The 26,485-nt window shown below is 62.8% G+C and carries 19 protein-coding genes; 10 read left to right on the top strand and 9 right to left on the bottom strand.

Translation table 11 applies throughout. The features are described 5' to 3' along the window. The first annotated feature begins 122 nt into the window (after positions 1-122). On the top strand, positions 123-545 hold the full coding sequence (locus tag AC1MDG_RS13605) for a hypothetical protein (protein WP_479809103.1): 423 nt from the start codon (positions 123-125) through the stop codon (positions 543-545). On the opposite strand, the gene AC1MDG_RS13600 is transcribed toward AC1MDG_RS13605, so the two are convergent. Then, the gene (locus tag AC1MDG_RS13600; protein ID WP_479804440.1) at positions 502-4,611 is read right to left on the bottom strand and encodes an FtsK/SpoIIIE domain-containing protein; all 4,110 of its coding nucleotides are present in this window, start codon (positions 4,609-4,611) and stop codon (positions 502-504) included. The two genes, AC1MDG_RS13605 and AC1MDG_RS13600, sit on opposite strands and share 44 nt — an antisense overlap. 198 nt (positions 4,612-4,809) lie before the next feature. Between AC1MDG_RS13600 and glf the strand changes: the two genes are divergently transcribed. Genes glf through AC1MDG_RS13575 form a run of 5 tightly spaced genes read left to right on the top strand, consistent with a single transcriptional unit; the run spans position 4,810 to position 10,160 of the window. Next, on the top strand, positions 4,810-5,997 hold the full coding sequence (glf, locus tag AC1MDG_RS13595) for a UDP-galactopyranose mutase (protein WP_479804439.1): 1,188 nt from the start codon (positions 4,810-4,812) through the stop codon (positions 5,995-5,997). After that, positions 5,994-6,860 carry an ABC transporter permease gene (locus AC1MDG_RS13590; protein ID WP_479804437.1) on the top strand — a complete coding sequence of 289 codons (867 nt, stop codon included), beginning with the start codon at positions 5,994-5,996 and terminating at the stop codon, positions 6,858-6,860. Before glf ends, AC1MDG_RS13590 begins: the two co-directional genes overlap by 4 nt. Continuing rightward, entirely contained in the window at positions 6,860-7,591 is a 732-nt protein-coding gene (locus AC1MDG_RS13585; protein ID WP_043482624.1) for an ABC transporter ATP-binding protein, read from the top strand. The genes AC1MDG_RS13590 and AC1MDG_RS13585 overlap by 1 nt, the downstream gene beginning before the upstream one ends. A 44-nt stretch (positions 7,592-7,635) precedes the next feature. Then, positions 7,636-9,261, top strand: a complete 1,626-nt coding sequence (locus tag AC1MDG_RS13580; protein ID WP_479804435.1) for a glycosyltransferase — start codon at positions 7,636-7,638, stop codon at positions 9,259-9,261. Next, positions 9,258-10,160, top strand: a complete 903-nt coding sequence (locus AC1MDG_RS13575; RefSeq protein WP_200891024.1) for a glycosyltransferase family 2 protein — start codon at positions 9,258-9,260, stop codon at positions 10,158-10,160. Before AC1MDG_RS13580 ends, AC1MDG_RS13575 begins: the two co-directional genes overlap by 4 nt. Positions 10,161-10,274: 114 nt before the next feature. On the opposite strand, the gene AC1MDG_RS13570 is transcribed toward AC1MDG_RS13575, so the two are convergent. Continuing rightward, positions 10,275-11,408, bottom strand: a complete 1,134-nt coding sequence (locus AC1MDG_RS13570; RefSeq protein ID WP_479804434.1) for a polysaccharide pyruvyl transferase family protein — start codon at positions 11,406-11,408, stop codon at positions 10,275-10,277. A 159-nt stretch (positions 11,409-11,567) separates the two neighbouring features. On the opposite strand from AC1MDG_RS13570, the gene AC1MDG_RS13565 reads away from it, so the two are divergent. Beyond that, positions 11,568-12,809, top strand: coding sequence for an acyltransferase family protein (locus AC1MDG_RS13565; RefSeq protein ID WP_479804433.1), 1,242 nt, complete (start codon positions 11,568-11,570; stop codon positions 12,807-12,809). Here the strand turns inward: AC1MDG_RS13565 and AC1MDG_RS13560 are convergent. The 5 genes from AC1MDG_RS13560 to AC1MDG_RS13540 all read right to left on the bottom strand — a co-directional run bounded on the left by AC1MDG_RS13560 (position 12,806) and on the right by AC1MDG_RS13540 (position 18,627). Next, positions 12,806-13,666: a glycosyltransferase family 2 protein gene (locus AC1MDG_RS13560; protein ID WP_479804431.1), complete on the bottom strand. Its 861-nt coding sequence runs from the start codon at positions 13,664-13,666 to the stop codon at positions 12,806-12,808. The two genes, AC1MDG_RS13565 and AC1MDG_RS13560, sit on opposite strands and share 4 nt — an antisense overlap. Beyond that, positions 13,663-14,178 carry a GtrA family protein gene (locus AC1MDG_RS13555; protein WP_479804429.1) on the bottom strand — a complete coding sequence of 172 codons (516 nt, stop codon included), beginning with the start codon at positions 14,176-14,178 and terminating at the stop codon, positions 13,663-13,665. The genes AC1MDG_RS13560 and AC1MDG_RS13555 overlap by 4 nt, the downstream gene beginning before the upstream one ends. Continuing rightward, positions 14,178-16,499 (bottom strand): hypothetical protein, encoded by a 2,322-nt coding sequence (locus AC1MDG_RS13550; RefSeq protein ID WP_479804427.1) that lies wholly within the window; start codon positions 16,497-16,499, stop codon positions 14,178-14,180. The genes AC1MDG_RS13555 and AC1MDG_RS13550 overlap by 1 nt, the downstream gene beginning before the upstream one ends. Positions 16,500-16,607: 108 nt before the next feature. Continuing rightward, positions 16,608-17,564, bottom strand: coding sequence for an NAD-dependent epimerase/dehydratase family protein (locus AC1MDG_RS13545; RefSeq protein ID WP_479804425.1), 957 nt, complete (start codon positions 17,562-17,564; stop codon positions 16,608-16,610). Further along, positions 17,557-18,627 carry a glycosyltransferase gene (locus AC1MDG_RS13540; RefSeq protein ID WP_479804423.1) on the bottom strand — a complete coding sequence of 357 codons (1,071 nt, stop codon included), beginning with the start codon at positions 18,625-18,627 and terminating at the stop codon, positions 17,557-17,559. The genes AC1MDG_RS13545 and AC1MDG_RS13540 overlap by 8 nt, the downstream gene beginning before the upstream one ends. Before the next feature lie 161 nt (positions 18,628-18,788). Here AC1MDG_RS13540 and AC1MDG_RS13535 point away from each other — a divergent pair, with 161 nt between their 5' ends. Both AC1MDG_RS13535 and AC1MDG_RS13530 read left to right on the top strand, forming a co-directional pair. Further along, positions 18,789-20,717 carry a hypothetical protein gene (locus tag AC1MDG_RS13535; protein WP_479804421.1) on the top strand — a complete coding sequence of 643 codons (1,929 nt, stop codon included), beginning with the start codon at positions 18,789-18,791 and terminating at the stop codon, positions 20,715-20,717. A 77-nt stretch (positions 20,718-20,794) separates the two neighbouring features. Next, entirely contained in the window at positions 20,795-23,047 is a 2,253-nt protein-coding gene (locus AC1MDG_RS13530) for a glycosyltransferase family protein (RefSeq protein ID WP_479804419.1), read from the top strand. Positions 23,048-23,105: 58 nt separating this feature from the next. On the opposite strand, the gene AC1MDG_RS13525 is transcribed toward AC1MDG_RS13530, so the two are convergent. After that, positions 23,106-24,524: a sugar nucleotide-binding protein gene (locus tag AC1MDG_RS13525; RefSeq protein ID WP_479809102.1), complete on the bottom strand. Its 1,419-nt coding sequence runs from the start codon at positions 24,522-24,524 to the stop codon at positions 23,106-23,108. After that, complete coding sequence (gene rfbB, locus AC1MDG_RS13520; RefSeq protein WP_479804417.1) at positions 24,521-25,519, bottom strand: dTDP-glucose 4,6-dehydratase; 999 nt, start codon at positions 25,517-25,519, stop codon at positions 24,521-24,523. The genes AC1MDG_RS13525 and rfbB overlap by 4 nt, the downstream gene beginning before the upstream one ends. A 57-nt stretch (positions 25,520-25,576) precedes the next feature. Between rfbB and rfbA the strand changes: the two genes are divergently transcribed. Next, complete coding sequence (gene rfbA / locus AC1MDG_RS13515; RefSeq protein ID WP_209750865.1) at positions 25,577-26,449, top strand: glucose-1-phosphate thymidylyltransferase RfbA; 873 nt, start codon at positions 25,577-25,579, stop codon at positions 26,447-26,449. The last annotated feature ends 36 nt before the right edge of the window (positions 26,450-26,485 follow it).

Raw genomic sequence — 26,485 nt, 5'->3', positions numbered from 1 at the left:
CTAAGAAGTGCCTCTTAAGCGTGAGCGATACGTCACATAGGTCGCCAGCGCCCTCCCCGCTAACCGACTATGTCCGGTAGGGTGCCAGTGTGTCAAGACCCCCTGAGAACCACTCCGGCCCCATTCCTGCTGCCCCGGGAGCCCGGGCCGCGCGGCCGCGGGCGGTCATCGTACTGTCCCTGATCGTCGCAGCGGAGGCGACGGCTGTCCTTGTGGCAGCGGGCTGGTATGCCGTTCAGTTGCTCACGGGGGCGCCGGTGCTTTCTTTTTGGGGCGCTGTTTTTACCCTGGCACTCCTGCTTTCCTTTGCAGCCTGGCTTTACGCTGTTGCGTATTTTCTTTTCCGGGGATTCCGGTGGCCGCGTGCCGGGGCCCTGGTAGCCCAATTGTTTGTCCTGACCATAGGATTTCCGACGCTCACCGGCGGATACATCGCCGCGGGATTCGCCATGCTGGTTCCGGCTGTCGTTGCCATGGTGCTGTTGTTTAGCAAGAGAGTCATCAGCTTTGCTTCGAGGGCCGGAGGGGCGCCCCCCGCGTTGTGATCTGCGGGCGCGCGCCGGGTCCGGCTGCCAGTTGGACCGGTGTTGTCGTGCCCTCTGCAATGACGACGGCCCGCCCGGGCGGCGGGTTGGCCTCCACTTCGAAGCGAATGCCGAAGAATTCTCCGTCCATGATGGTTCGTGGTGCGACCAGGATGCCGGTGCCTTGCCCGCGGGCCTGTGCAGCCACCGGCACCCTCTGGCTGAGCGTCGGGCTGAACCCCGCAGTCATTATTACCGTGAACCCGAGCCCGTGCAGGGCCGCGATGTGACGGTTCGTTTCCGGTGTCTGCAAGTCGACATCGTCCACGAGCAGGACTGAGCCTTTGTTGAGACCGCCGGAATCAGCGCTTGCCAGGACGTCCGCCCAATAGCTGGCGGCGGTATCCTCCGTACCGGGAAAGAACCATCCGGGAACTTCGGCGTTGAGCGGCGGGAGGGCGGCAAGAAAGGAACTCTTACCGGAACAGGAACTTCCCAGGACAGGCAGGACGCTTCCGGGCGGCAACCGGACAGTTGCCGGGACAAGTTCGTCACCGCCGATACCGACGACAATTCTGCGGTTCTTGGTACCGCCCCGACCGCCGGCAGCGCGGTTGGACGGTGACGCAGTGTCCGCCGTGACACGCGCGAGCACATCGGACACGCTCAGGCGCGAGGGCAAGGCTTCGATTCTGAAGGGCCTGGCTGCCGGTTCCTTCACCATCGCCGGTTTTGCCATGCCCGCTGCGGGCGCGGCATAGAACTGGGCCACCGAGCCCGGGCTGCCAGTGAACGGGCCGAATACCACCGCCCGTCCGCGGACCATCGCGACGTCAGGCAGCCGCGGCCATGCAAGTCGGCCCTCCTCGGTGGAACCAGTGGGAAAGTACGCCCGGTTGGGGACGGATGCGAAGTACCGGGCTGTTACCAGCTCCCGGTCTCCGGCAATGAGCACCGTCACGCCTGCCCGCGCACCGTCCCGGATGATGTCCTGGACCAGGTCTTCCGCCCAGGCCAGCGGACCCGCCCGGAGCGACGAAGCCCACGAGCCCCAGCCGGCAAGCACCAGGACGAGCGGTGGCCGGACATCCTTCGTGGGGCTGCTGAGCCTCAGGGATAGTTCGAGTGCAACGCGCTCCAGGATCCGCACAGCCCGGCGGAGTTCGTGAAGGCCTGCCGCCGCGCCCACCCGCGGCAGGGAACGGGCGGAGCCGAAGGAGTTTCCGGCGTCGAGCAGGTAGACGTGCGATTCAACGTCGTGCCCGATCAGCTGTTGCAGCGTTAGGTCCAGGGCTTCGTCCACCCCGCTCCCCGTTCCGCCAACGAGGGCCAGATGCCCGTGGCCGGACGGTTGCCATGCCAGCCGGGAAACGCGCTGCCGGTCGGGTTCGTCCAACAGTCCTAGCTGTATGGACCAGACACCGGAATCGGAACCGCTGTCCGCCCCGTCCGTGCCGTGCGCGCCGGACGGGGGAACGGTACCCCTTCCCCCGTCCGTGCCGTGCGCGCCGGACGGGGGAAGGGGTACCGTCGATGGCAACGGCAAGGCCACTGGCCGACGGGGTGCAGCGCCTCCCAGCCCGCCCCAGAGTTGCACCAGCGATTCGATAAGAGGGCCGGCTGCCCGGGCAGGAGACCGCGGCAGGCAAGGGGCCGCATGCCCGGCCCTGCCCGACGCGGATGCCCAAAGGGACTCCGCTGCGCCGCGAACACGGATCGAGGAAGCACTCACCGCTGTTTCGGCGCCAGCCAGGGAGGCTGCCTGAAATTCGACTGGATCCTCCGTCCCTCGGGCGAAGTAGGCGCGCCCTGGACTGGACAGCGGAATTCCCGCGGCCAGCCTGGAATTGATGATGTCCACCGATTCCGTCTCCGACTGGACGCGCAACGCAATGCTGGTAGTGACGTTGGCGCGGATATCTGCCGTAAGCGCCCCTTGGGGTCGCTGCGTGGCCATGATCAGGTGTACGCCCAGCGACCGTCCGATCGCCGCAATTCGCATCAGTTCCTTCAGGGCTTCGGGAGCATCTTCGACGAGCATTCTAAATTCGTCGATGATGAGGATCAGATGAGGAAGCGGGCCGGCCGGGCAGCCAATTGCCCTGTACCCGGCCAGGTCCGGCGCCTGCACGCCGGACAGCATTTCCTCCCGGTGCCGGATTTCGGCTCGCAGGGAGGTGAGCGCGCGGTCAAGTTCGTGCCTCGTGAGGTCAGTGAGCATGCCCACACAGTGGGGAAGTCCGGTCAACGGTCCCAAGCCGGAGCCGCCTTTGAAATCAATAAAGAGGAAGTTGATCCGTTCCGGCGGGTAGCTAAGGGCCAGTCCGGCCGTCAGGCTCCTGAGGAGTTCAGACTTACCGGAACCCGTGGTTCCGGCCACCAGAAAATGCGGGCCGTCCGACTCGAGGTCCAGCATGCGGGGACCTTGGGCCGCCATGCCGATGGGAACGGAGAGGCCCGGACTCAGGTGGCCGGTAGCCCAACGGGCCGACGTGTCTGCCGTGGACCCCGGAAGGACATCGGACAAGGTGCAGTTCTGCGGCACCGCAGGTCCGGAGCCCGGGCTGCGCTCAAACTGCGGGGCCATGCTTCGGCAGTATCGATCGAAAGGTTGCTCGGGGACAAGGTCGGGCAGGAAGGACGTCCATGAGTCGGCAGCGCACACCCGGGCGGTAGTTCCTCTCAGCTCGATCACCGTGCCCGACTTCGCGGATCCATCCTGTGCGCAGTCAACAACATGCCAGCCGCGGCTGATCGCGGCCGCATATATACCGGGAGAACCGGCCTGGTGGTCGACACCACCGGTCAGTATCAGTACGCCGCGTTCCCGCGTCCGGTCGATGCCCCGCTGCAGTACCTCTGACGTCGTCCGGAGGTTGGACGAGAGCATCACGGGCGCAAGGTAGCGGGAGGTCAGCGGGAGGGACCGGGGCGACCCATGCACCAGGACCCGGATGCGTGATGAAGACCGGCAACTGGTGAGCTGCATGATCAGGAACCGGACCAGACTCGCGACATCTTGCTGCGGACCGCGGACAGATGTGAGGTCTGGAAGCGGAAGGATGAAGGGCATGAGCCCCAGCGCCGGCGCCTCGAACTCCGGGTCGGCCGGATCCATGCTGATGTTGGCCAGTTGTTCCGCGAGCCCGAGTCGCAGGGCGACGTCGTCGGGTGCGTCGGGACCTTGTGCAGGGCCGGTTTGGTCGCCTTGGCCCCTGAGGACGAGTTCGGCGGCGGACGGCGCGGCCCGGCGTCGTCGTTGGGTGTCGTCTTCGACGGCGGCAGCAACCAGCGTCTTGAGCCGGCGCCGCTGGCGGCGGCCGGCCATCAGGGGAATGAGCACGGAGACTGCGGAAACTGCCGTGAAGGCCAGGAACATCCACATTCCGGTGATGACCGCAAGACCCACGCCAATGAGCAACGGGAGAACCGCGGTGAGGAGGAGAACGCCCCTGTTGCCGCTTTCCGGCCGATGCGGAATCTTCAAGGGTTCAGCCACGCTGGATCCGGCAGCGTCCCACTCCGGAAGCCGATGGGTCGGCCCGGCGCCAAACACAATGGACAGCGTGGAGTTACCGCAGCTGATGAGTGAGTTCGTTGAGACCGACGCCTGCCCCACCCGCTTCCCGTCCACGAATGTCCCGTTGATACTGTCCAAATCGGTAATGGTGACAGCCGTATCCGTGACGTTAAGCCTGGCGTGTTCACGGGACAGCGCAGCATCAGGAATGGCGATTTCCGTGCCGCTCCGGCCGATCCGATAGATGCCGCGCCGCAGGGGCACCACTTTTCCCGCAGCGGGACCGCTGTGTACAGCGACCAGCAGCGTCGCGGATTCGCCGACCTCGGAAGGCCGTTTTCCGGCGCCGTCCACGATGACGGCCCCGTTGACGAGCGGCGGTTTCCCCACTGACAGGCAGGACAACGGAAGCCCGGATACGGACAAGTCGCCCGCGCCGTAGTCCCTCTCCAGGGCTTGCTGCAGCATGAGGCCAGCACCTCCGGATGGGGCCTCAACCTCGAGTTCGATCGGGGGACCGGGGCTGGTGGCGTCGGGCCCCCGGACCAGGGTGCAGTGGAGCGTCATCAGGTGCTTTCCGTTGGGAAGGAGTCGGTTTCTGCCTAAGCTATCGCCGGGCACCGCCGCGGGGCACCGGCCGCTATGGCGTATGTGGATAAGCCCGGGCTGGGCCAGGGATTCACTGGTGGCGGCACAGCCTCGGGTAGGCTAGAGCAGCAGCCAATGCACAACATTGGGCTGCCCGCATTCGAATCAGGAGATTTTGTGACCGCTGACCTCGTCATCGTAGGGTCGGGCTTTTTCGGCCTGACAATCGCAGAACAGGCCGCCACTGAGCTGGGCTTGAAGGTCGTTGTCCTCGACCGGCGCCACCATATCGGTGGGAATGCCTACAGCGAAAAGGAAGAGCAGACCGGCATCGAGGTGCACCGCTATGGGGCCCATCTGTTCCACACGTCAAACGAGCGCGTGTGGGAGTATGTCAACCGATTCACAACGTTCACGAATTACGTGCACAAGGTGTACGGCGTCCACAAGGGCGAGGTCTACTCCCTGCCGATCAACCTGGCCACGATCAACCAGTTCTTCCGCGCCAACCTGACCCCGGGCCAGGCCCAGGACCTGATCAAGGAACAGGCCGGCGAGCTTGCAGGCACTGATCCGCAGAACTTGAACGACAAGGGCATCCAGCTGATCGGCCGTCCGCTGTATGAGGCGTTCATCAAGCACTACACCGGCAAGCAGTGGCAGACAGATCCGAAGGACCTTCCCGCGGGAATCATCTCCCGCCTCCCGGTGCGCTACAACTATGACAACCGCTACTTCAACGACAAGTACGAAGGCCTGCCGACCAACGGTTACACCGCATGGATCGAAAAGATGGCGGAGCACCCGAACATTGAGGTCCGGCTCAACACCGACTTCTTCGACGAGTCGCACGAATACAGCAAGAACAAAGTTGTCGGCAGCATACCGGTGATTTACACCGGTCCGGTGGACCGGTACTTCGATTTCGCGGAAGGCGATCTGTCCTGGCGGACCATCGACTTCGAAGAGGAGGTCCTCGACGTCGGCGACTTCCAAGGAACGTCAGTGGTGAACTACAACGACGACGACGTCCCGTACACGCGCATCATCGAACCCCGCCATTTCCACCCGGAGCGCGACTACCAGACTGAGAAAACAGTCATCATGCGCGAGTTCTCGCGGGCGGCCGAAAAAGGCGACGAGCCGTACTACCCGATCAACACCGCGGCTGACCGCGAACGCCTGCTCAAGTACCGCGACCTGGCTGCCGCCGAAAAGGATGTTCTGTTCGGTGGCCGGCTCGGTACGTACAAGTACCTCGATATGCACATGGCAATTGGTTCAGCCCTGACCATGTTTGACAACCAGATCCGGCCGCATTTTGAAGCTGGCGTAAAGCTTGAAAGCGGAGGGGTCGACGCATGAGCGCAGAGTTGTTGGCCGCTCCCGATAAGGGCGGCGGCCTCCTGGACGTGCTCCGGCGCCGCGAACTCCTCCGGCTCATCGTGCGCAAAGAGCTCAAGGTCCGCTACCGCAACTCAGTGCTGGGCCTGCTCTGGAGCTACGTCAAGCCCGGGGTGCAGTTCGTTGTGTTCTATTTCGCCCTCGGGGTCTTCCTGGGCCTGAACAAACAGCCCAACTTCGTGATCTACATGTTCTCGGGCATCATCCTGGTGAACTTCTTTTCCGAAGCCTTCAGCAATGCAACACGGTCCGTCGTTGCGAACGGCGCTCTCGTCAAGAAGATCTTCCTTCCGCGTGAGTTGTTCCCGGTGGCGTCCGTCTGGGTGGCAATCGTCCACTTCCTGCCGCAGTTCCTGATTCTGCTGTTCGCCTGCTTCTTCTTCGGATGGGCACCGAGTATCTTCCAGATCCTCGGTGCCATAGGTGCATTCGTCATCGTCGCCATGCTGTCCCTCGGCCTTGGCCTGCTGTTTGCTGCCGCAAATGTGATGTTCCGGGACTCCGAAAACATCGTGGACCTGATGCTTATGATGGCCACCTGGCTTTCCCCTGTGCTCTACGCCTGGTACCTGGTCAGGGACACCCTGGGGGAGACCTTCTACTTCTTTTACCAGCTCAACCCGATGACGATTGCCGTGGAACTGTTCCACTTCGCGTTCTGGGCTCCGACGGCAGCGGTGCGCACTGCTGCGGAGGGCGCCCGGATGCCGGAGAACCTCATTTCGCTGTGGCTGCCGGTGGGCTTGTTGATTTCGTTAGTAATCCTCGCAATTGGCCAGACCGTATTCCGTCGCCTTGAGGGCAGATTCGCACAGGAGTTGTGATGGCGGCAGAAGCAATCATTGTAGAAAACGTATCCAAACGCTTTAACCTCCGGCATACCCGGTCCCTCAAAGAGACAGTGGTTTGGCTCTTCAAGGGACGCCGCGGGGACCTTTCGTCGACGTTCATGGCGTTGGACGGGGTGGACGTCACCGTCGGAGTCGGTGAATCGGTTGCGCTGCTGGGCTTTAACGGTTCGGGAAAATCGACTCTCCTCAAGCTCATTTCCGGTGTCATGAGTACCGATACCGGAAGTGTCAGGACACGCGGGAAGGTGGCCGGGCTCATCGAAGTGGGCGCAGGTTTCCATCCGGACCTGACGGGACGCGAAAATGTGTTCCTGAATGGAGTGCTTCTTGGAATGACCGAGAAGGAAACGGAAGCGCGTTTTGATGAGATCGTCGCATTCTCGGAAATTGGAAAGTTCATTGACACCGAGGTGAAGTTCTATTCATCCGGTATGTTCCTGCGCCTTGCGTTTTCAGTCGCCGTTCACACGAATCCTGACGTTTTCCTGATCGACGAAATTCTCTCGGTAGGCGACGAACCATTCCAGAAGAAATGCCTTGCGCGCATCCAGGAACTCCGGGAGTCAGGCTGCACGCTCGTTGTCGTCAGCCATGACCTGGATATGGTGAGCAGGGTCTGTGACAGGGGCGTCGTGCTGCGGCAGGGCAAGAAAGTTGCAGACGGGCCGATCGGGGAAGCAGTCCGTCTTCTCCGGGAAAGCTGAAACGAAGCTGACACACATGTACACGAATGCAGTAGGGAGTGCAGATGAGTAGGGCCCGAAAGCTCTTCGAAGTAATTGACGACGGCGGTTCAGGGCTGGCAGGCGGAGAGCCTCGGCTCTCGGCTCGGGAACTTGGCCTTCTTGTGGGCGGCTTGAACTACCATGCACTGATCCAGCCTGGCCGTGAATTCAAGGTCATAGTCCTCCGGGCCCCGGACGGAGAGTTTCCGCGACTGACCGGGTACGCCTGCCATAGGCATGAGTGGGAGCCGAACCGGGCTGTTGTTTGCACGGTGGGTGTCAAGAGCACGGTGCCGGCAACAGTGCCTGCTGACTCGGCTCCCGTGCCCCTGGTTCTTGACCTGGGCGGAGAACGGGCCGAAGGTGGGGCAACCTTCTACGATCGTCCCGGCCGGAAAGCCAAAGTGCTGCGCCGGGCCCGTTTCGGTGCGCCCATTGCGTTCGACGCCCTGCGCCAGGGCCTGACCGACTACTACGAAAAGCGCATCACGCCGAACCGCCGGCCCCAGAGGCTAGCGCCGATTGAATCGTCTGCGCCGTTGCCCAGGCCGTCGGAACACGGCGAACGTGCCATCATATTCGGGCTGCATTGGCTGGAAATGGGCGGTGCGGAACGCTGGGCGATTGAAACCATTGCCTTGGCCCGCGAGGCCGGTTTCCTGCCCATCGTGCTGACAGACCGCGAGTCTGCCCACCCCTGGATTGTGCGCCCCGAACTCGACGGTGCGCTGGTGCTGCCGGTTAACCTTCCCATTTCGGACGAGGAAGAAACCCAACTCCTGTTGGCGCTGCTGACGAAGTTTGAAGTCCACGGAATCCATGTCCACCACAACGGGTGGCTTTACCACCGGCTCGCGTGGTTCAAAGCCATGGATCCGCGGATCCGGACGGCGGACTCCCTGCATGTCGTCGAATGGCGGACCGGCGGGTTCGTCGAACTGGCCGTGAAGCTCTCCAACGCCATCGACATGCACCACGTCATCTCGCCGCAGCTGCGGGACTACATGGTCCTGCAGCGCGATGTCCCCAAGGAAAAGGTATCGCTCGCTCCGCTCTACGGCTTGAACGAAGTGCATGCCGCCCCGAAGGTCGAGAAGGAACCTGGACGCCCGTTCACCATCTCCTTCGTGGGCCGTCTCAGCCAGCAGAAGCGACCGTATCTGTTCCTCCGTTATGCAGCCCAGCTGAAGCGCTCCGCGGACCGGGAGGTGCGCTTTATCCTCCACGGCTCGGGCGCGCTGGAAGAAGAGACCTCGCGGCTGGTTGCCAAATACGGGCTGACGGATCACCTTGAGCTGCGCCAGCCACCGCATCCCGTGGATGACACGCTCGCGGATTCGGACCTGTTGGTGATTTCTTCGGACAACGAGGGACTCACGCTGACAACCTTTGAGGCGACTGCCCAGGACGTGGCGGTATTGTCTACCGACGTCGGCTCCCAGGCTTCCCTCGTTTCCGCTAATGCCCTTGTTCCGAGGCAACCTCTCGCCTTCATCAGGGAAGCTGTCGAGCGGACCAAGGCGATCATGGCCTCGGAGGAGCTGCGCGAAGAGATCGTGGAAGAACAAAGGCAGAAGATTGCCGCGCTGAAGGAACTCCCCGAAGCACGGAAGTGGACCACTGAACTTTACGAAGGATGGAAAGCATGACCGACCAGGTCGCAGCCGTAGTCGTCACCTACAACCGGGTCGACAAGCTCGGAAGGGTTTTGGACTCAATCCTTGCCCAGACCCGGCCCGTCGATCGGTTGATTGTGATCGACAACGCCAGCACAGATTCAACGCCGCAGCTGCTGTCCGTATATGACGACGATCCCCGCGTGGAAGTTGTCCGGCTCGATTCCAACACAGGCGGGGCCGGGGGGTTCGCTGCCGGCATGGAACGTGCTTACGAGCGCGGCGCCGACTGGGTGTGGATTATGGATGACGACTGCTACACCGAGGAAACAGCCCTTCAGAAACTCCTCAGTGGCCATGCGGAAGCGGAACAGGAACTCGGCCGCAATGTACCGTACAGCTGCTCCCTGGTCCGCTACACGGACGGCTCGATCTGCGAGATGAACAACGCCGGCGCCACTTGGGATTGGGGACGGCTGATCGCCAAGGGCCAGCGGGCGGTGCTGATCACCAACTGCTCATTCGTTTCAGTGCTGATTCCGCGACGCTCCATCGCCAAGTACGGCCTGCCCCTGGTGGAATACTTCATCTGGTTCGACGATATGGAGTACACGCTTCGGATCAGTGCGGACGGACCCGGAGTCCAGATCCTCGACAGCGTTGTCACACACGACATGCCGACGAACCGCGGCGTCAACTTCGGGGACCTGAACCCCGGCAATGCATGGAAGTTCCTCTACGGGGCGCGGAACGAGTCATCCTACCGCTGGCACCATGACGACAAGCTTGCCTGGGTACAGTTTGTGGCAACCACCTACGCCTGGATGGTCAAGGGCGGTGTGGGACGCCGGCTGCAGCTGCGGGTTGCCAAGGAGATTCTGGCCGGTCTCAAGTTCGACCCGAAGCCGAAGATGGCCCGCAGCGTCCGCTGAGGGCCTGGTAGTTGAGCAACGAGGGGCCCCGCTCGTTGAACTGGGAGCAGTTCAACGAGCGGGGCGCCTCGTCTTTGTTTGTGGCCGGCGCCATGCAGACCAAGGCCTCCGGGTCTACTGGACCGGATACAGCGAAAGAGCTTCTGCACGCTTCAGACTCGCGAGCCGCAACGCCGTAGCTTCAAAGTCCGGCGAGCCGGTCGGCTCCGGCAGGGCGGCGTCGTCCTTGGTGGAGGCGTAGGTCCACCCTGTTCCGAGGTCCAGCAGTGAGCGGTGCTTGACGTCGTAGTAGTCGTCCAGGATGCCGATGGCCACACCCTTGGCGCCGGCAGAGGCCGCCACCATGTGGGGATGGTACCGGGACGTGTACCAGAGCTGACCGCGGCGGACGGGCAGGCCGTCGCTCCAGACTTGCGTAAAGGGAACGAAATTCTCCTCCGGGATGAGGCCTTCCAAGGCGTCGAACATGCGCCGGTCCGAGCCGGGTATCGCCTCTACGTAGCCGACCGTGAGGCCCTTGGCAAGCGAGTTCTCAACGACCACCCGCAGTTTGTCCCGCAGCCGGTCGAATGCGGGTGCATCCGTCATGTCGCTCTGGATGCACAGCATCACGTCTTTCGCGCGGGACACGACCACTTGCGAGTTCTTGCTCCGGCTGAGCTCGTAGGGCAGTCCAAGGAACACGTCATCCAGCCCGGTCTCGAGGCCCAGGAAATCCGCGCTGGGGTCATCGCGGACACTGACGGCTGAGAAATCGGCAAAGGTCTTCTGCAGCTGTTCGGCGTTCTCCGGCAGCGGCATCAGGCCGAGGCCGGAGGCGACGAGGCGGGCGCCGCTCAGCTTGCCTGCAGCTGCCATGCCCGAAACAAGCCCCACATGGTCAGGCCACACGCCATTGACATAGCCGCCGCCCAGGAGATGAATGGAATCCGCCTGGCCGAGGGCGAGGAGGCCGACGTCATACATGGGGGTGCCTCCGTGGGCCACGAGGTTGCCGACGTGGTCCCACACCGCCTGCGCCGACTGGTCCGGAGCTTCGGCGCAGGAACGCCAGAGCGTATTGGTGGCGTGGAAGCCGGGATGGATCCCGGCGAACAATGCGGTTGCCGTACCCGGCTGCGGGCAGTCCAGCCATACGGATGCGTCAAGCCGGACGCGGGCAAGGAATCGCAGCCAGGACGCCACGATGAGCTCATCGCCGTAGTTCGGATTTCCGCCGGAGGCAATGAGATAGAGGTTTTTTCCCATCCCTCGAAAGTATCACGGCAGGGCATTTCGCCCGGCCGCCGGGGCCGTCTATGTCGCCGACTGTGCGCGGCGATCCGGTATTCTAGAAAGAGTGCCCTTGAGGCGCGGACCCAGCGAAAGTCCCGAGGGAATCCCGCCCTGATAACGCAGAGGAACTGCATGCCGGAAAATGTGATGTTACAGACGCCACCCGAGACGGCTGCCCGCGCAGTACAACAGGTCCACGCACTGACCGGCGTGCGCATCGTAGCGGCCATGTGGGTAGTGCTGTTCCACGTTCGCGGCAACATCGCCTCGGAGTTTCCTTGGTTGGGACACGTCATCGGCCCGGTTCTTGCACACGGGGAGCTCGGCGTCGACCTCTTCTTTGCCCTCAGCGGCTATGTGCTGGCGTTGAACTACGGTGAGCGCATGGGGTGGCGGCTGGATCGTAATGCCACCGTCAAGTTCTGGTGGGCTCGCCTGGCGCGTGTCTGGCCGGCGTATGTATTCATGCTGGTGTTCGCCGCCATATGGCACGGGATCCTTCTCGCCCGGCAAAGCGACGATCCTGTAGATGTGCGCGACTACAGCGTTGGCAGCTTCCTGCGCCAACTCACGCTTGTGGTGCAGTGGACTGAGCCCGGTTTTGACCGGTTGACCTGGAACGGAGCCGCGTGGTCAGTCTCGGCCGAGGCATTCGCGTACCTCTTGTTCCCCGTGATGGTCCTTCTGATCTTCCGCCTCAACAGGTCGCTCAGCACCCGCTCCCTGGTGATCATGGCCGGAGTGCTCTTGTTTCCCGTCGTGTTCTTTTCCTACGTGCTGGGCCTCTACGCCGGCTGGATGTGGCTGCTCCGCATCCTGTGTGCCTTTATGGCCGGGGCGCTCATGTTCTACATAGTCCGGCGGGTGCCTGACACTGCCCGGAACCGGCTGATGGCAAGCCACATCATTGTTCTGGCGACGGCCGTCATTATTGCCGGATGCTACTGGATGGATCTCACTGCCCGGCCGCGTTACATAGGACTGCTGATCCCTGTACTCGTGGTGATTGTCGGAGCCTTGGGAATGGCCGACCGGCACGTGGCAAAGGTCCTGGGCAGTAAAGCGCTGGTGGTGGGCGGAATGGCCTCCTACAGCATCTACCTCGTGCACATGCCGCTGATTGAGATCTTCTGGAAGCTGCAGATGACATTCCCGGCGACCCTCGGCACGGGAACGGTGGGGGCCAAGCTCGGCTTCATCCTGATACCGGCCGTGGTGTCCGTGTTTGGCTACTGCCTGTGGCGGTTCTTCGAAGAACCGGCCCGCCGTAAGATGCGTGTGATGTCGACCCAGCAAATCCCGGAACGGGCCGTTGATGATCCCGAGGTCGGCCACAGCCACATCCATGGCGCGGCCGACCGGAAATCGTCCTAGACGGTACTTTCCACCGCGTGTTCATGGCCCATGCGCTTGCGTAGCCGCATGTACGCCAGCCTGCGGGCATAGGACATGGCCACAGCCTTGAGGTTGCCAGTCAGCAGATCAAAACGGCTGAGGACACCCGGGTGCGTCCGCGCAACGTGGTTGTGGAACGCGATGGCCTGATCTGACTGCTGCCTCGCCAGTCGGACGCTCCACTGGCTGGCGCTGATGCGGAATTTGGCCAGGCTGCGACGGATTGCGACGACGTCACCGTGGAAGCAGATCCGGGCGTACGTCGCCTCATCGATAAGGTACGGGTGGGTATTGTCCCAGCCCCCTTCCTTCTCAAGCAGGTCCCGGCGGAACATAACACACGCCGGTTCCCCAAAGATGTTGGAACCGGCCACAACCGTGGCCCGGACGGCCTTTGCCCCGCTCACCAGTCCTGAGATGCCTTGAAGGCCCCTGCTTTTGATGAATACTTCGCCGCTGGAGTCGACCAGATCGCGCTGGCTGGCTACCAGGACCGCCGTCGGATGCGCTTCGAAAGCTGCCACCTGCTCGGCGAGTGCCGTCGGTGCAATAATGTCATCGCCACAGACCAGCTTGACGTACTCACCCCTGGCTTCGGCGCTGACTCTGTTCCAGTTGGCCTGGGCACCGCCGCCGACGGGCGTGGGGCTGAGGATGCGGAGCTTCGGGTGGCCGCTGTATCCGTTGATGACGTCCGTCGTTCCGTCAACTGACGAATGGTCGGCAATGACCACCTCATAGTCGTCATAGGTCTGGTTCAGGACTGAATCAAGCGTTTCAGCAATGTACTGCACATTGTTATAAGCGGGGATGACTATGGAGACTTTCGGATTCATGCCGTCTCTTCCTCTTTAGTGCCGTTTATGGGGGCGGTCTGTGCGTGCTCCGGTGCATGTTTACGCCGGAATGAAAAGTGCCGGTGCCCAAAGTAGCTGATGATTACGGACAACAGGGTGATGGCCAGTTGCGTCGGGATCCTTGGGAACTGCAGGAGGTCAGCAAACAGTGAGAGCAGCCCGATGTTAACCAGCAGGGACGTGAGGTTGACGAGCGCGAATCGGCCCAGGTCCAGCCAGACATGTCCCTTGACGCGGAAGACAAGCTTCCGGTAGACGAAGAAGACCGCGATGAGCGAGACCGTCCACGACGCGGACAAGAGGATGAAAGAGGGAGCCTGCGGGAACGCCAAGGCCAAAACAATGAAGAGGCCCGTGCTGAAGGCGGTGTTGGCGCCGCCGACGAGGAGGAAAGCAACCCGCTGATCTTTGACGATTTTCATCAGCGGACCGGGCGGGCCGGAATGGATTCCGCGCACCGGCTCGTCCGCTGTTGGCGGATGGGAAGCCACTATTTGTCCTCTTTTCTCAAGGCGTATTCCGGCTCTGCCCCGCCGGAGCGGAGCGAGGGATCGGGGGAGGGATGGGGCGCGGAAGCGCTCGGATAGTTGCCGGCCGGGCGGTCAGCTAACGACGACGGCCCGTCAGGTGAGCCGGACCGCCGTCGGCCGCGCAGCGCATGGACCACAGACCAGGCGGCACCAAGAAGAAGTGCGGCAGCCAGGGAAGCGATTTCGAGGGTCCATCCTGGCGGCTGGAACGAGATGGTCACGGTTTTGCCGGCCATGTCCGGAGCCACGTTGACCGTCAGGAGGTAACCACGGAGCGGATCGACGATGGTGGCGCCGTCAGCCGTGTAACCCGGCCACGCGATGCGGCCCAGCGTCACGGTCCCGCCGGAAGCGGGGACCTCGTCCACCTTGAAAGTGACCTGGCTGCTGGAGTTGGACACCGGCTCGATTTCAGTGCCCTCGGACGCGTAGACGGGAGCGCCTACCGACCCGAGGGGCACGTTCCGCGTCCACATGACCGTATTCGGAGTCCGGGATGCAACAGACCAGCCCGACGGCGGGACCGCCTTGGCGAGTTCGGCACCGTTCGGGTCGGCCGCATCCCGGACTATCTGGACAGTGTCCACGCGAAGGAGGTCTGCGAGCGGCTTGCCCGACGTCGGGTCGATTTCAAACAGCTTGGTGCTGAGTTCTTTGCACGTCTCACCGCGGGAAGCAATGCAGAGGTCTTTCGAATAGGCCGCATTCTGGATGGGGCTGTAGAGGTTGTGCACTGACCCGGGGTTCAGGTACCACATGTTGCCGACAAGGGACTCGGTCCAGATCGACGGGTCCAAGGCGGACGGCGTACCCACGACGACCGCCTGCCCCTTGGCGCCGGAGAGCTGTGTGGAGTACTTCGACGTATCCGCGGGCAGTTTGAAGTCCTGAACGGGCGGGTTGGGAAAGTAGTAATGCTGCGGGAAGGCCAACGCAAGGGATGTCGCCACCAGGACAGCCGCCACCACTCCGTCGGCCTTCGACTTGGCGCGGATCAGGCGCAGTGCCACCGCAGTCAGGGCAAATCCGACGGCCATGATGAGCACCATGCGTGCGCTGACGGTCCACAGCTCCGGTTTGCCCGTCCACCCCAGGTAAACGCTCCCAATGAACACCGCGGCTGTGCTGACCCAGCGCACGCCGGAGACCTTGCGGACCCGTGCCAATGACAGGGCGACGCATAAGAGCACGATGGTGGCGAGGCAGACGTACGGCATCAACCGGACGGGCGTCCGGAGCGGTCCAAGGTCGCTGGGAGCCAGCGTCAGCATCAATGACAGCAGCAGGAACACCGGGACACTCGCAATTCCCGGGGTCAGGCGCCGCAACTGCCGGAAGTTGACCAGGGCAAACAGCGGGAGGAACCACGCTATGTAGGTCAGCGGCGCGGGAGCGAACGGACCCCACCACCAAGAAGCAACCTGCGGAAGATTGCTCGGAAGTGCCGATCCGGCCAGGCCAGTGAGGTCAACGGTAAGGAAGTTGGTGTTGGCGACCACTTGCGTGCGCGCGGTGCTGCGCAGGGTGAGGACTCCCGGGAGGTAAACGGCCAACGCCACCAGACCCAGGAGGACACCGGCAGACACGGTCTTCACGAGGGGCTTCCACTTCCGACGCACCAGCAATTCGACAATGACGGCGACGAACAGCAGGACCATCATGATGGTGCCGTGGACATAACCGACCGTGACGAGGAAGTAGCCGGAGATCAGAACGGGCAGGGGCGACTTCTGCTGGTAGCACATCCTTCGCAAGGACCACCAGACAAAAGGCAGGAAAGCCCACACCATCAGTCCTGTCACCCAGGACGGAGAATCGAGGTAGACGGTAAATCCGGCAAGGGTGGAGGCGACTCCGGCCACAAAGGCCCACGGCGCCCGGGCACCAAGGTTGCGGCTGACCAGGTAGATACCGATGCTGGCTGTGGCCAGAAGGGCGACTTTGACCAGGGTAGAGAAAACCAGGGCGTTAGTGAAAAACGTGGACGCCAGGCCTATGCCCAGGGTCAGGGGGCTAAAGATGCCCCATTGGCCCTCGGCAGCGTAGTTGCCGGCCTGCCAGCCTTCGGCGCTGAAAAACGGCCATTGACCTGAGCGGAGCATTTCGCCGATTTCGCGCCAGATGGGGTAGGCGCCGATCTGGGTGTCGTCATAGAAGTAAAACCGGTGGTTGAAAATGACCGGCACTAACGCAGCCAGGATGGTGGCCACCGGCGTGGCCAGGGCCCACAGCCACCCAGGATTTCCGGTCCTGGCCGCTGTGGGTCGTTCTTGAATATTCAACTCGGCACGGTCTCTTTCTGTTGCTAACGCTCCATCTAGGGTACCGAACGGGGCGGATTACCCAGTTTTCGCTTCAGCTGGAAGCAGGCGGACGAAGTCGTCGCTCCGCTACCAGGAGCCTGAGGCGCTTCTCGGTGTCTGCATGTCCCGGACCGTCGCGTCGATTCCCACCGGCAGGGGAGTGAACTGGCGGTTGTCGAGTTCCGTCCAAACCACCGACCTCAACCGAAGATCGTGCGCCTGAGCCTTGGCGAACGGCGATGCTCCGAGGACGATGCGCGGGCGGCGCTTAAAGACGGTCTTGCATGCGCCAATCAGCGCGCCGATGGTGTCTGCCCGCTGGGTGGCGATGATCTTTGTCACCGTCTGTCCTGCGACGACGTCGGACCCGGACAGCCGGTCGAGGCAATCGGCTATCAGGGCCGCGGCGTCGTCAATAAAGATGTAGTCGCGGAGCGTGTCCAGGGAAACGTAGACAGAAACCGGTTGGCCCGTCAGGTAGGCCTTCGCGAAGACTGAAATGAGGCCCTGGGGCTTGGCCAGGTTCTGTCCGGGCCCGTAGAGGTTGGCAACCCGGCCAATCAACACGCGGGTGCCTGAGGTTGCCGCGAACGCGGTGGCGGCGCCTTCCGCGGCAAGCTTGGCAAAACCGTAGGGGGCGAGCGGCTGGGTGATGCTCTCTTCGGAGTACGGCGGATCAGGGGCGCCGGCATAAACGCCGCCGGCCGACGAGGCCAGGAAAAACCGGCCGGGTGCGGAACCGGGCATGCACAGGATCCCGGCAATGGAATCCAGTGCGGCCTTGAACACGTCGAGTTCGGAGTCCAGCTCGGCTTGCGATGTTCCGGTAACGCCGGCGCCGGCGCACCAGGCGATCACCCAGGGTCTGCCGTCAGCGAGGGTCCTCAGCTGTTCGGCTCCGGCGGCCAGGGCCGCTTTGGCAGCGGCAGCGTCGTTCCAGGGAATTGAGGAGGTGAGTACGTCATGGCCCCTCGACTTGAGTACGGAGACGAGGCCGCGTCCCAGCAGGCCGCCTGCGCCGACGACCCATACCGGATCAGGCATTGGGCGTGTTTCCCCCGGATGCTGCGGCTGTTCCATGATTCGTGGCGGCTGCCACGGTGCCGGTCTTTCCGAGGGGACCCACGGCAGGGTCGCTCACGATCAGGTAGGCGGGCTTACCCATGGCCATGTTGACGTTGACGCCGACGTACTCGGCGATGACCCCCAGGGAGAACAGAATGGCTCCGGTGCTGATGAGGATCACGATCATGGTGGACGTCCATCCCTGTTGCCCCGCGCCGTGTCCCGTCAGGTAGGAAATGAAGAGGTAAATGGCAAGGCAGATGCCGAGGAACGCGAACAATGCCCCGATCAGGCTGACCAGACGGAGCCCGCGCGTGCCGCTGGAGATGACCATGCGCCAGAAATGGGACAGCAGGGTGCGCAGCCGGTAGCCGGAGGCGCGGTCCCCCTCTTCCCGAAGAGCTACCGGGCAGGTGGCGACGTTCGAAGCAATCCACCCCAGCGCGACGTCGAGGTACACGGCGTTGCCGGCATAGGCGGCCACGGAGCGGGCAACCTCGCCGGTGACAAGCCGGAAGCTTTGATAGTTGGGTGCGTCGTTACTCGACAGGAGTGCAGACACCACCTTCTTCGCACCCTTTGAAGCGGCGTTCCGGAGGAATCCGTGCGGAGGCTTATTGGTGGGCAGCGCATACACCAGCGTTGACTGCCGGGCCATGGCGGTATCCAGCATGTGGCCGATAGCGGCGGGATCGTGCTGGCCGTCCTCATCCATGGTGACAACCCAGTCACCGCCGGCGGACGCCATGCCGGCCAGAGTGGCGGGGTGTTGTCCGAAGTTGCGGCTCAACCACACCCCGCGGACGATGTCGTAGCGTGCCACGAGGTCACGGATGACCTGCGCAGAGCCGTCCGGGCCGTGATCGAATACGAGGAGGACTTCCGCAATGACAAAACGGTGGCCGGCCGGCGAAATTTGCGGTTCCGCGAGTCCCATCAGTTCCGCAACGACCGCCGGCAGCGTCTTTTCGCCTTGGTAAACAGGTACGACGACGGAAATACGATGGGTGCTGGCCGAAGAGCCTGTCACTGCATTGGTCATGTGCACAGAGTCTACCGGTTTGGCGACAATGCAGTGTGACGCGGGGCCGGCCCCGGAGGCCGGCCACGGCGGCCGCAGGCCTTAGAATCTTTACTTGTAACCGAGCAGCCTCCGGGAAGCTGCCCAGAAATTCAACGAAAAATGTCGGGGTATCCAGCGGAATGACACAGCAGACAGCTGCCACCAACTCTCGGAACCGCTGGCAGCATTTGATCTCAGCCGCCGCCATAGCCTTGTCCGGACTGATGTACTGGGTACTCCAGGTCCGTCCGCTGACCACCAGTACCGGATTCAGCTGGCACAACTTCCGCCAGTACTTCCCTTACGATCAGTACTCTTACCTGGCCATCGCGGTGAACGTCAAAAACGGCAACATGGCCGCGGTCGAACCGTTCACCGAAACCGGCACCAACCACTATCCCCGGCTTTACTATGTTTTCCTGGGGCTGCTGGCGCGTCTGTTCAACACGGACATCATTGGCACGTGGCAGGTTGCGGGCCTCGCGTTTCAGTTCATCATGGTGGCGGCCATAAGCTGGCTGCTGATCCGCCTGACCGGCCTGCCGGTCCTGGGCGTCCTCGGCTTTGTGCCCAGCATCATCGGCACGTTCGCCGTGGCTTCCACCGGCAACTGGCACCACTCTTTGGACAACCACGGTGTTCTGTGGGGCGCTTTCGGGGTGCTATTCACGCTCAATGGAGAATCCGCCGCGCTTTCCATTGCTGTCACCGCCATCTGCATCCTCATAGGCGTGACGTTTCCCCTCCTGGACGGCAGGGCGCCGGCTGGCGCCAAGACCCGGACCGCCGTCGTGATTGTTGCCGCTTCCGCCGTCGGTGCGCTGGCGAATGTGCAGACATACTCGTTCCTAACGGCCGTGTACCTTCTTGTCTACGCAACGGGCGCCTACGGCCTGTTGATGTACGGCCGGAAGTGGCACGGTTCCGTGAGCCTTTTGTTGCTGGTGGCAGTGCTCCTGGGCGGTACAACGATCGCTGCCAAGGCAGGTCCTCTGGTCACCCTGATGGCGGGCCTTCTCGCCGCTGCGCCCGGCTTTATCCTGGTCCTGCTGAAAAACAAGATTCCCGTCATCGCCGCCTGTGTAGCGCTGGCGCTGGCTGCTTCGCCGACGATCCTCGGAACCCTGCTGGGGCTGGCCGACAAGGATGACTTCCTGACATACCGGGAGCTGTCATCCAATGCCCTGGGCGTGCCGCTCTGGACCGGTATTTTGGGCGCGCTGGTTCCTTTGCTCATGCTCGCATTGATCTTCTGGGCGGGACTGGTGCAGGGAAACAAAGCGTGGCTGGCGTTCGCCCTCGGCTCCGCTTTCGCTTGGCCCGTGGTCGCCAGCAATGACCTGTGGGGTGCGAACCAGGAACCGTACCGCTTCTGGATCGACAGCTTCACCATGGTCACAGCGGCCGCTGTTCCGGTGTTCTGCCAAGTCGCAGTCCGGAGCTGGCATCTGTGGCGCGCGGGCCGGAAACAGCAGCCCCGGGCGGCTGAATCGCCCGGCCTTTCGAATTCTGCTGCGCGGCCAGCTGCCGGCTTCGGCCGCACACCGGCGATTGTGGTGGCGACAGCCTGCGTGGCGGTCGTGGCGGCTTTTACCGTTAGCCTCTCGGACTACTCAAAATTTTCGGACTATGTCCATGACTACGGCACAGCGAGTTTCAACGACCCGCAGGCACTTGCGATAAAGTCGGCTGCAACGCCGCTCACCGAACCCGGCTCAGACTTGCGCGTCACGGTGGACGCCAAAGGGCAGGCGTCCGAGCTGGTGATGTTCGATCCGTGCATCAGCCCGTTCCGGGTGAAAGCACTGACTGGCCTGCCCACCGCGTTTTACAACCTCGGCCTCGCGTGGCCCAAGAACGAAAAAGACATTCGCGAGATCCTTGTGCAGCGCGCAAACGGCTCGTTTGCCCAGCCCGCCGCGGAAAAAGTGGACATCCGCTACGTACTAACGGACACGGGCTGCCCCAGCGGCTGGCAGGGGAAGGTCAATGGAGCGAAAATATCGGAGGCCGCCTACAACAACGGCGGGCAGCCGGCCACGATTACCCTGTGGAAGGTAGCGGGCTGAGTACTTTCGCCTGGCCGGATTCTGATGCCGGCAGTCGAAGTCGGTGATGCGGGTTCGAACATGAAGACAAGGAACTAATGCTAGACAGTGAAGACGCGCCGGCGCGCCCGCTACTTTGGGTCCTCATCACCGCAGTCAGCGTGCTAATCCTCAGCTTGATTCCGCTGATCTGGACGCCGCGGTTCTACTTTTGGGATGACACCGAAAACGGCGCCTACGGAGTCTGGTACCACCTGGGTGAATCGCTGTTGTCCGGCACGGTGCCGATCCTCAATCCCCAAGTGTGGTCGAGCGGGAACTATGCAGCCGAAGGGCAGTGGGGAACCTGGAACCCGCTCGTCATGCTCATCGGGGTGATTGTCTACCTCGCCCCCGATGCCGTTGTAGTAACCACCAGCCTCAAAATTGCTTTCCTGGTCATCGGCGGCGTGGGCTGCTATCTGTTGAGCAGATCGTTCAAGGTTCCGCCCGCCTTGGCCTTGGTGGCAGGGGTCGCCTCGCCTTTGAACGGCTTCACCATGTTCTTCGATGCCCCTTCGTGGGTCACGGGGCAAATCGCGTGGTCAATCGTGCCCTATTTCTGGATGCTGCTGAAGATGGCCAGTGAGGGGCGGCGGAGTCCGCTCTGGGCGTTCCTGGCGGGATATCTCGTGGTCACCATTGGGTACGTGGCCGGAACCGTGGCGGTGGGCTTCGTTTTGCTGGCCGTTGGCGTGGACGCCCTGCTGAAGCGCCGATGGGGGACAGCCTGGCGCACTGCGGCGGTTGGGTTCGGCTTGGTCCTGGTCGCCGTCGTGGTTTACCTGCCCGGCGTCCTGACCGCGGCAGTGACAACGCGAAGCTCTACTGCCATCGCCAACGACGACTTCATGGGAGTTGACCTCAGTGGTCTCCTGAGCTCAACCATCGCCACTGCCTACCCAATGATGCCGTCGTGGTGGTGGGGCGGCTTCTCCGCTCCTGCGCCGGCACTGTACATAGCCTGGTTCCTGCCGCTCGTCGCGTTCCTGAGCTGGCGCCGGATTCGGGCGTACGCACCGAAGATCAGGGACATCCTGTTCTTCGCAGCCCTTTCCCTGGTGTTTGTGCTGCTGCCTTCGACCGTGGGCCCCCTCCGCTATCCTGCCCGCTTTATGCCGTACCTGGCGCTGGTTTGCATCCTTCTTTGTGTTGTCTTGCTCTCCCACGCTCTGGCCAAGCATCCCTCGAAGCTATCCCTGCTGGGTGCCACGGGCGCCATTGCGTTCGGTGTCTACGGTGGCTGGGCCCAATACCCCGACCGCTACCTCGCGGTCTTTTTGGCCGGCGTCCTCGCCATAGCCGCCATCTGCGTGCTGTGGTGGCGGATGCGTGGCAATAAACTCCCGCTGGACAAAATGTCCATGGCTTCCTCCGTCGCCGTAGTATGTCTTGGCGTGACGTTGGGGACCACCCTGCTGCAATATCGGACAACCGCCGTGAGCCCGCTGTCTGATTCCGTCGTGCCGGCGGATACTGCCGTTCCCAAGCGTGTCCTCGCAGATGTCCAGGGGGAGGTCCTGGTGGTCGGGGACCCGCTCGACTACCCGCAGGACGAGTCGACCTGGTCCAGGACCCTGATGGCCAACACCTGGTACCTCAGCCCCGCTTCGGTCCTGAACAGATACCAGCTGATCGGGCACACGGAGTACAACAAGGCTCTGTGCCTGCGATACCTGGGCGGGACATGCGTTGAACTGCTGGACCGCCTGTTCGAGCGGCGGGGGGAAACCGGCATGCTGCTGGCCGATGAACTTGGTATCGACAACATTCAAATCCTGAAGAAATCCTTTGCCGGAAATCAGCGGCCCGCAGCTTCCAACAATTATGTCGGAAGGCAGGACCCCGTGCCCGTCCGATCCGTGCCCGCAGGGTGGCGCGAAGTGAGCGACGACGGCGAAATAGCGCTCTGGAGCCGCGATGTTCCAACGGACTCGTCCGGCGGGCTCGTTTGGACGTCGCCAGGCACCAAGCTCACCGAGACCGGACGCACGGCCACTGAGGTCACGCTTCGCGTCGATCAGGTTGCCTCCGGCGGCGGCCGCGCAGCCCTGGGCCGGTTGCCGTGGCCCGGGTATCACGCCAGCGGCGCGGACATCACTTCCCCTGTCGACGGATTCCTCTTGGCCTTGGATGTTCCGGAGCACGCGGCCGGCTCTACGGTTTCAGTTTCCTTTACGCCGCCGGGCTGGGCCGCAGGGGTAGCCCTGTGGTGCGTTGGTGTGGGCGGCATGGTCCTGTGGGCGGCTTGTGACCTTGTTGCATCCCGCAGGCGCCGCGGTTCGACAGAAAAGGCCGGCTTGGCCAGTTAACGCCAAAGCCGGGCGCTGTCCTTTCGGACGGCGCCCGGCTTTGCCTTTTACTGCGGTGCTAAACGGTTGCCTGGCTTGTGCTGAGGTATTCGGTGAGGGCGGTTTTGGAGTTCCGTGGGCGGAATCCTGTGGCCTTGATTTTTCCTAGGTCCAGGACGCTGTTTAGCGGCCGCGGCGCGGCTGCTTTGTCCTTGAAGTACTCGGCGGTGCTGACGCCGGTAACGACGGAGCGTTCGGCGCCGCTGAGTTCGTAGACGTCGGCGGCGATTTCGGCCCAGGACTGCGGGGAGCCGTCGTTGCTCAGGTTGTAGGTTCCGAACGGGGCCTTGGTCTGGAGCAGGTGGTGGATGCAGTCGGCGATGTCTGTGGCGAAGGTCAGGCGGCCGATTTGGTCGTCGACGACGGCGGGTTGGACGCCGCGGCCGGCCAGGGCCGCCATGGTGCGGACGAAGTTGTTACCTTCTCCGATGACCCAGCTGGTCCGGACGATGTAGTGCCGGGGGACTGTGCTGACGATGGCGTCGCCGGCGGCTTTGCTTTGGCCGTAGACGCCCAGGGGAGTGAACGGTTCGTCCTCGGTGTGTTCGGTGCGGGTCCCGTCGAAGACGTAGTCGCTGGAGACGTGCACCAGCGTCAGGGAGTGTTCCGCTGCGATGCGGGCCAGCCGGCCGACGGCGGTGGCGTTGATGGCCCACGCGGCCTCGCGTCCGGTTCCTGTTTCGGCGGTGTCCACCGCGGTGTAGGCGGCGGCGTTGATGATGGTGCTGTAGTTGCCCCAGTGCCGTGCCGTGTAGGATTCCGGGTCCAGGAGGTCGAAGTCCTGCCGGCCGGCGAACTCGACGGAGGCGTCGCCGTCGTACGCTTTGCGCAGGGCGCGGCCCAGTTGCCCGTCCGCGCCCAGAACGAGGGTTTTGCGGGGGCCCATGGGTTTGACGTCGGCCAGGCGCGGGTGGCCCAGGTCCTTGTCGGAGACTTCCGCTTCGCTGAGGGGGATGGGCCAGGGGATGTTCGCGGTCTCATCGGCCAGGTTCAGGAAGGTGTATTCGGCCTCCGGTGACCAGTGGTCGTTGACCAGGTAAACGTAGGAGGTGTTGTCCTCCAGGGTCTGGTAGGAGTTCGCGACGCCGCGGGGGATGAAGATGGCCTTGCTGGCATCGAGCTCCGCGGTGAAGACCGCACCGAAGGTCGGCCCCTCGCGGAGGTCCACCCAGGCGCCAAAGATCCGGCCGGTGGCCACGGAGACGAACTTGTCCCATGGCTCAGCGTGGATGCCCCGGGTGGTTCCGGTTTTGTCGTTGAAGGAGATGTTGTTCTGGACGGGGCCAAAGTCGGGCAGCCCGGCAGCGATCATTTTTTCCCGCTGCCAGTTTTCCTTGAACCAGCCGCGGTTGTCGCCGTAGACCGGAAGGTCGTAGACCACGACGCCGGGAATCGGCGTTTCCGCGCCTGCGAGCTTCTTTTGAAACTCCATGCTTATTGGCCCTGCTCCTTGTACTTGGCTTCGGTGGCGGCCTTCTGCGGGCGCCACCAGTCCTCGTTGTTGCGGTACCAGGCGATGGTGTCCTCGATGCCGGCGTCGAAGTTGGAGAATTCCGGCTTCCAGCCGAGTTCGGTGCGGAGCTTGGTGGAGTCGATGGCGTAGCGCAGGTCGTGGCCGGGGCGGTCCACGACGTGGTCGTATGCGTCTCGGGGCTGGCCCATGTGCTCAAGGATGAGTTCGACGACTTCCTTGTTGTTCTTTTCGCCGTCGGCACCGATCAGGTACGTCTCCCCGATGATGCCCTTTTCGATGATCGCCAGGACAGCGGAGGAGTGGTCGTTGGCGTGGATCCAGTCGCGGACGTTTTCGCCCTTGCCGTAGAGCTTGGGACGGATGCCGTCGATGAGGTTGGTGATCTGGCGGGGGATGAACTTTTCCACGTGCTGGTAGGGGCCGTAGTTGTTCGAGCAGTTGCTGATGGTGGCCTGCAGCCCGAAGGAACGCACCCAGGCGCGGACCAGGAGATCCGAGCCCGCCTTGGTGGAGGAGTACGGGCTCGAGGGGTTGTACGGGGTGTTCTCGGTGAACCGCTCGGGGTCATCGAGTTCCAGGTCGCCGTAGACCTCATCGGTGGAGATGTGGTGGAAGCGCTTGTTGTGCTTACGGGCGGCTTCGATCAGCGTGTAGGTGCCGATGATGTTTGTATCCAGGAACGGGCGCGGGTCATGCAGCGAGTTGTCGTTGTGGGACTCGGCTGCGTAGTGGACCACGACGTCATGGTCTGCCACGAGCTGGTCGACCACGGACGGATCGGCGATATCGCCCTCCACGAAAGCGAAACGGTCCCCGGGCAGGTGCCTCAGTGACTCACGGTTCCCGGCATAGGTGAGCTTGTCCAAGACGGTGACATAGTTGTCCGTGTTGGCCATTACATAATGGACAAAATTCGAGCCGATGAATCCGGCGCCGCCGGTTACGAGAAGTCGCTGCATAGTTTCATAGGTTACCGGATTTGGTTGGACTTCGAATCAGAGGGAAAGATAGGTTGCATGCGCGGAATTATCCTTGCCGGCGGTACCGGCTCCAGACTCCATCCCATTACCCTGGGCATCAGCAAGCAACTGGTGCCGGTCTATGACAAGCCGATGATCTACTATCCGCTGTCTACGCTCATCCTCGCCGGCATCCGCGACATCCTCATCATCACCACCCCGCACGATGCCGACCAGTTCCAGCGCTTGCTGGGCGACGGGTCGCAGTTCGGCGTGAATATTACGTACGCCCAGCAGCCCTCGCCGGATGGACTGGCGCAGGCATTCATTTTGGGCGCCGAGCACATCGGCGACGGGCCGGTTGCCCTGGTGCTGGGTGACAACATCTTCTACGGCCGGGGCATGGGCACGCAGCTGCGCCGCTTCTCGGACATCGACGGCGGTGCGGTGTTTGGTTACTGGGTTGCCGATCCGTCCGCCTACGGCGTGGTGGAATTCGATGCTGAAGGCAAGGCCATTTCGCTCGAGGAGAAGCCGGCCAAGCCCAAGAGCCACTACGCAGTTCCTGGACTGTACTTCTACGACAACGATGTTGTGCAGATCGCCAAGGACCTGAAGCCCTCACCCCGCGGAGAGCTGGAAATCACCGATGTGAACCGGGTGTACCTGGAACGGGGCAAGCTTCAGGTGGAGATCCTGCCGCGCGGAACCGCATGGCTGGACACCGGAACCTTCGATTCGCTGAACGAAGCGTCCGAATTCATCCACACTGTGCAGAAGCGTCAGGGCCTGTCCATCGGCTGCCCGGAGGAAATCTCGTGGCGGCTGGGCTTCCTCAGCGACGCCGAGCTGCAGGAGCGGGCGGAACCGCTCGTGAAGAGCGGTTACGGGAAGTACCTGCTTGAATTGCTGGATCAAAGCGCAGGCTGATCAAGCCACAAAAGGCGGGTGGCCGGGAATTTTCCG

The organism is Arthrobacter sp. AIWTK1 (assembly GCF_056680535.1).
Note: the sequence above shows the minus strand (reverse complement) of the source record. Positions and strands in the feature narration are given on the sequence as shown.

Coding starts and splice junctions, on each gene's coding strand:
- rfbB (WP_479804417.1), bottom strand. CDS start 25,519: ATGCAGCGACTTCTCGTAACCGGCGGCGCCGGATTCATCGGCTCGAAT.
- AC1MDG_RS13540 (WP_479804423.1), bottom strand. CDS start 18,627: ATGACCAATGCAGTGACAGGCTCTTCGGCCAGCACCCATCGTATTTCC.
- AC1MDG_RS13565 (WP_479804433.1), top strand. CDS start 11,568: ATGCCGGAAAATGTGATGTTACAGACGCCACCCGAGACGGCTGCCCGC.
- AC1MDG_RS13585 (WP_043482624.1), top strand. CDS start 6,860: ATGGCGGCAGAAGCAATCATTGTAGAAAACGTATCCAAACGCTTTAAC.
- rfbA (WP_209750865.1), top strand. CDS start 25,577: ATGCGCGGAATTATCCTTGCCGGCGGTACCGGCTCCAGACTCCATCCC.
- AC1MDG_RS13580 (WP_479804435.1), top strand. CDS start 7,636: ATGAGTAGGGCCCGAAAGCTCTTCGAAGTAATTGACGACGGCGGTTCA.
- AC1MDG_RS13590 (WP_479804437.1), top strand. CDS start 5,994: ATGAGCGCAGAGTTGTTGGCCGCTCCCGATAAGGGCGGCGGCCTCCTG.
- AC1MDG_RS13535 (WP_479804421.1), top strand. CDS start 18,789: ATGACACAGCAGACAGCTGCCACCAACTCTCGGAACCGCTGGCAGCAT.
- AC1MDG_RS13560 (WP_479804431.1), bottom strand. CDS start 13,666: ATGAATCCGAAAGTCTCCATAGTCATCCCCGCTTATAACAATGTGCAG.
- AC1MDG_RS13570 (WP_479804434.1), bottom strand. CDS start 11,408: ATGGGAAAAAACCTCTATCTCATTGCCTCCGGCGGAAATCCGAACTAC.
- AC1MDG_RS13545 (WP_479804425.1), bottom strand. CDS start 17,564: ATGCCTGATCCGGTATGGGTCGTCGGCGCAGGCGGCCTGCTGGGACGC.
- AC1MDG_RS13575 (WP_200891024.1), top strand. CDS start 9,258: ATGACCGACCAGGTCGCAGCCGTAGTCGTCACCTACAACCGGGTCGAC.
- AC1MDG_RS13530 (WP_479804419.1), top strand. CDS start 20,795: ATGCTAGACAGTGAAGACGCGCCGGCGCGCCCGCTACTTTGGGTCCTC.
- AC1MDG_RS13600 (WP_479804440.1), bottom strand. CDS start 4,611: ATGACGCTCCACTGCACCCTGGTCCGGGGGCCCGACGCCACCAGCCCC.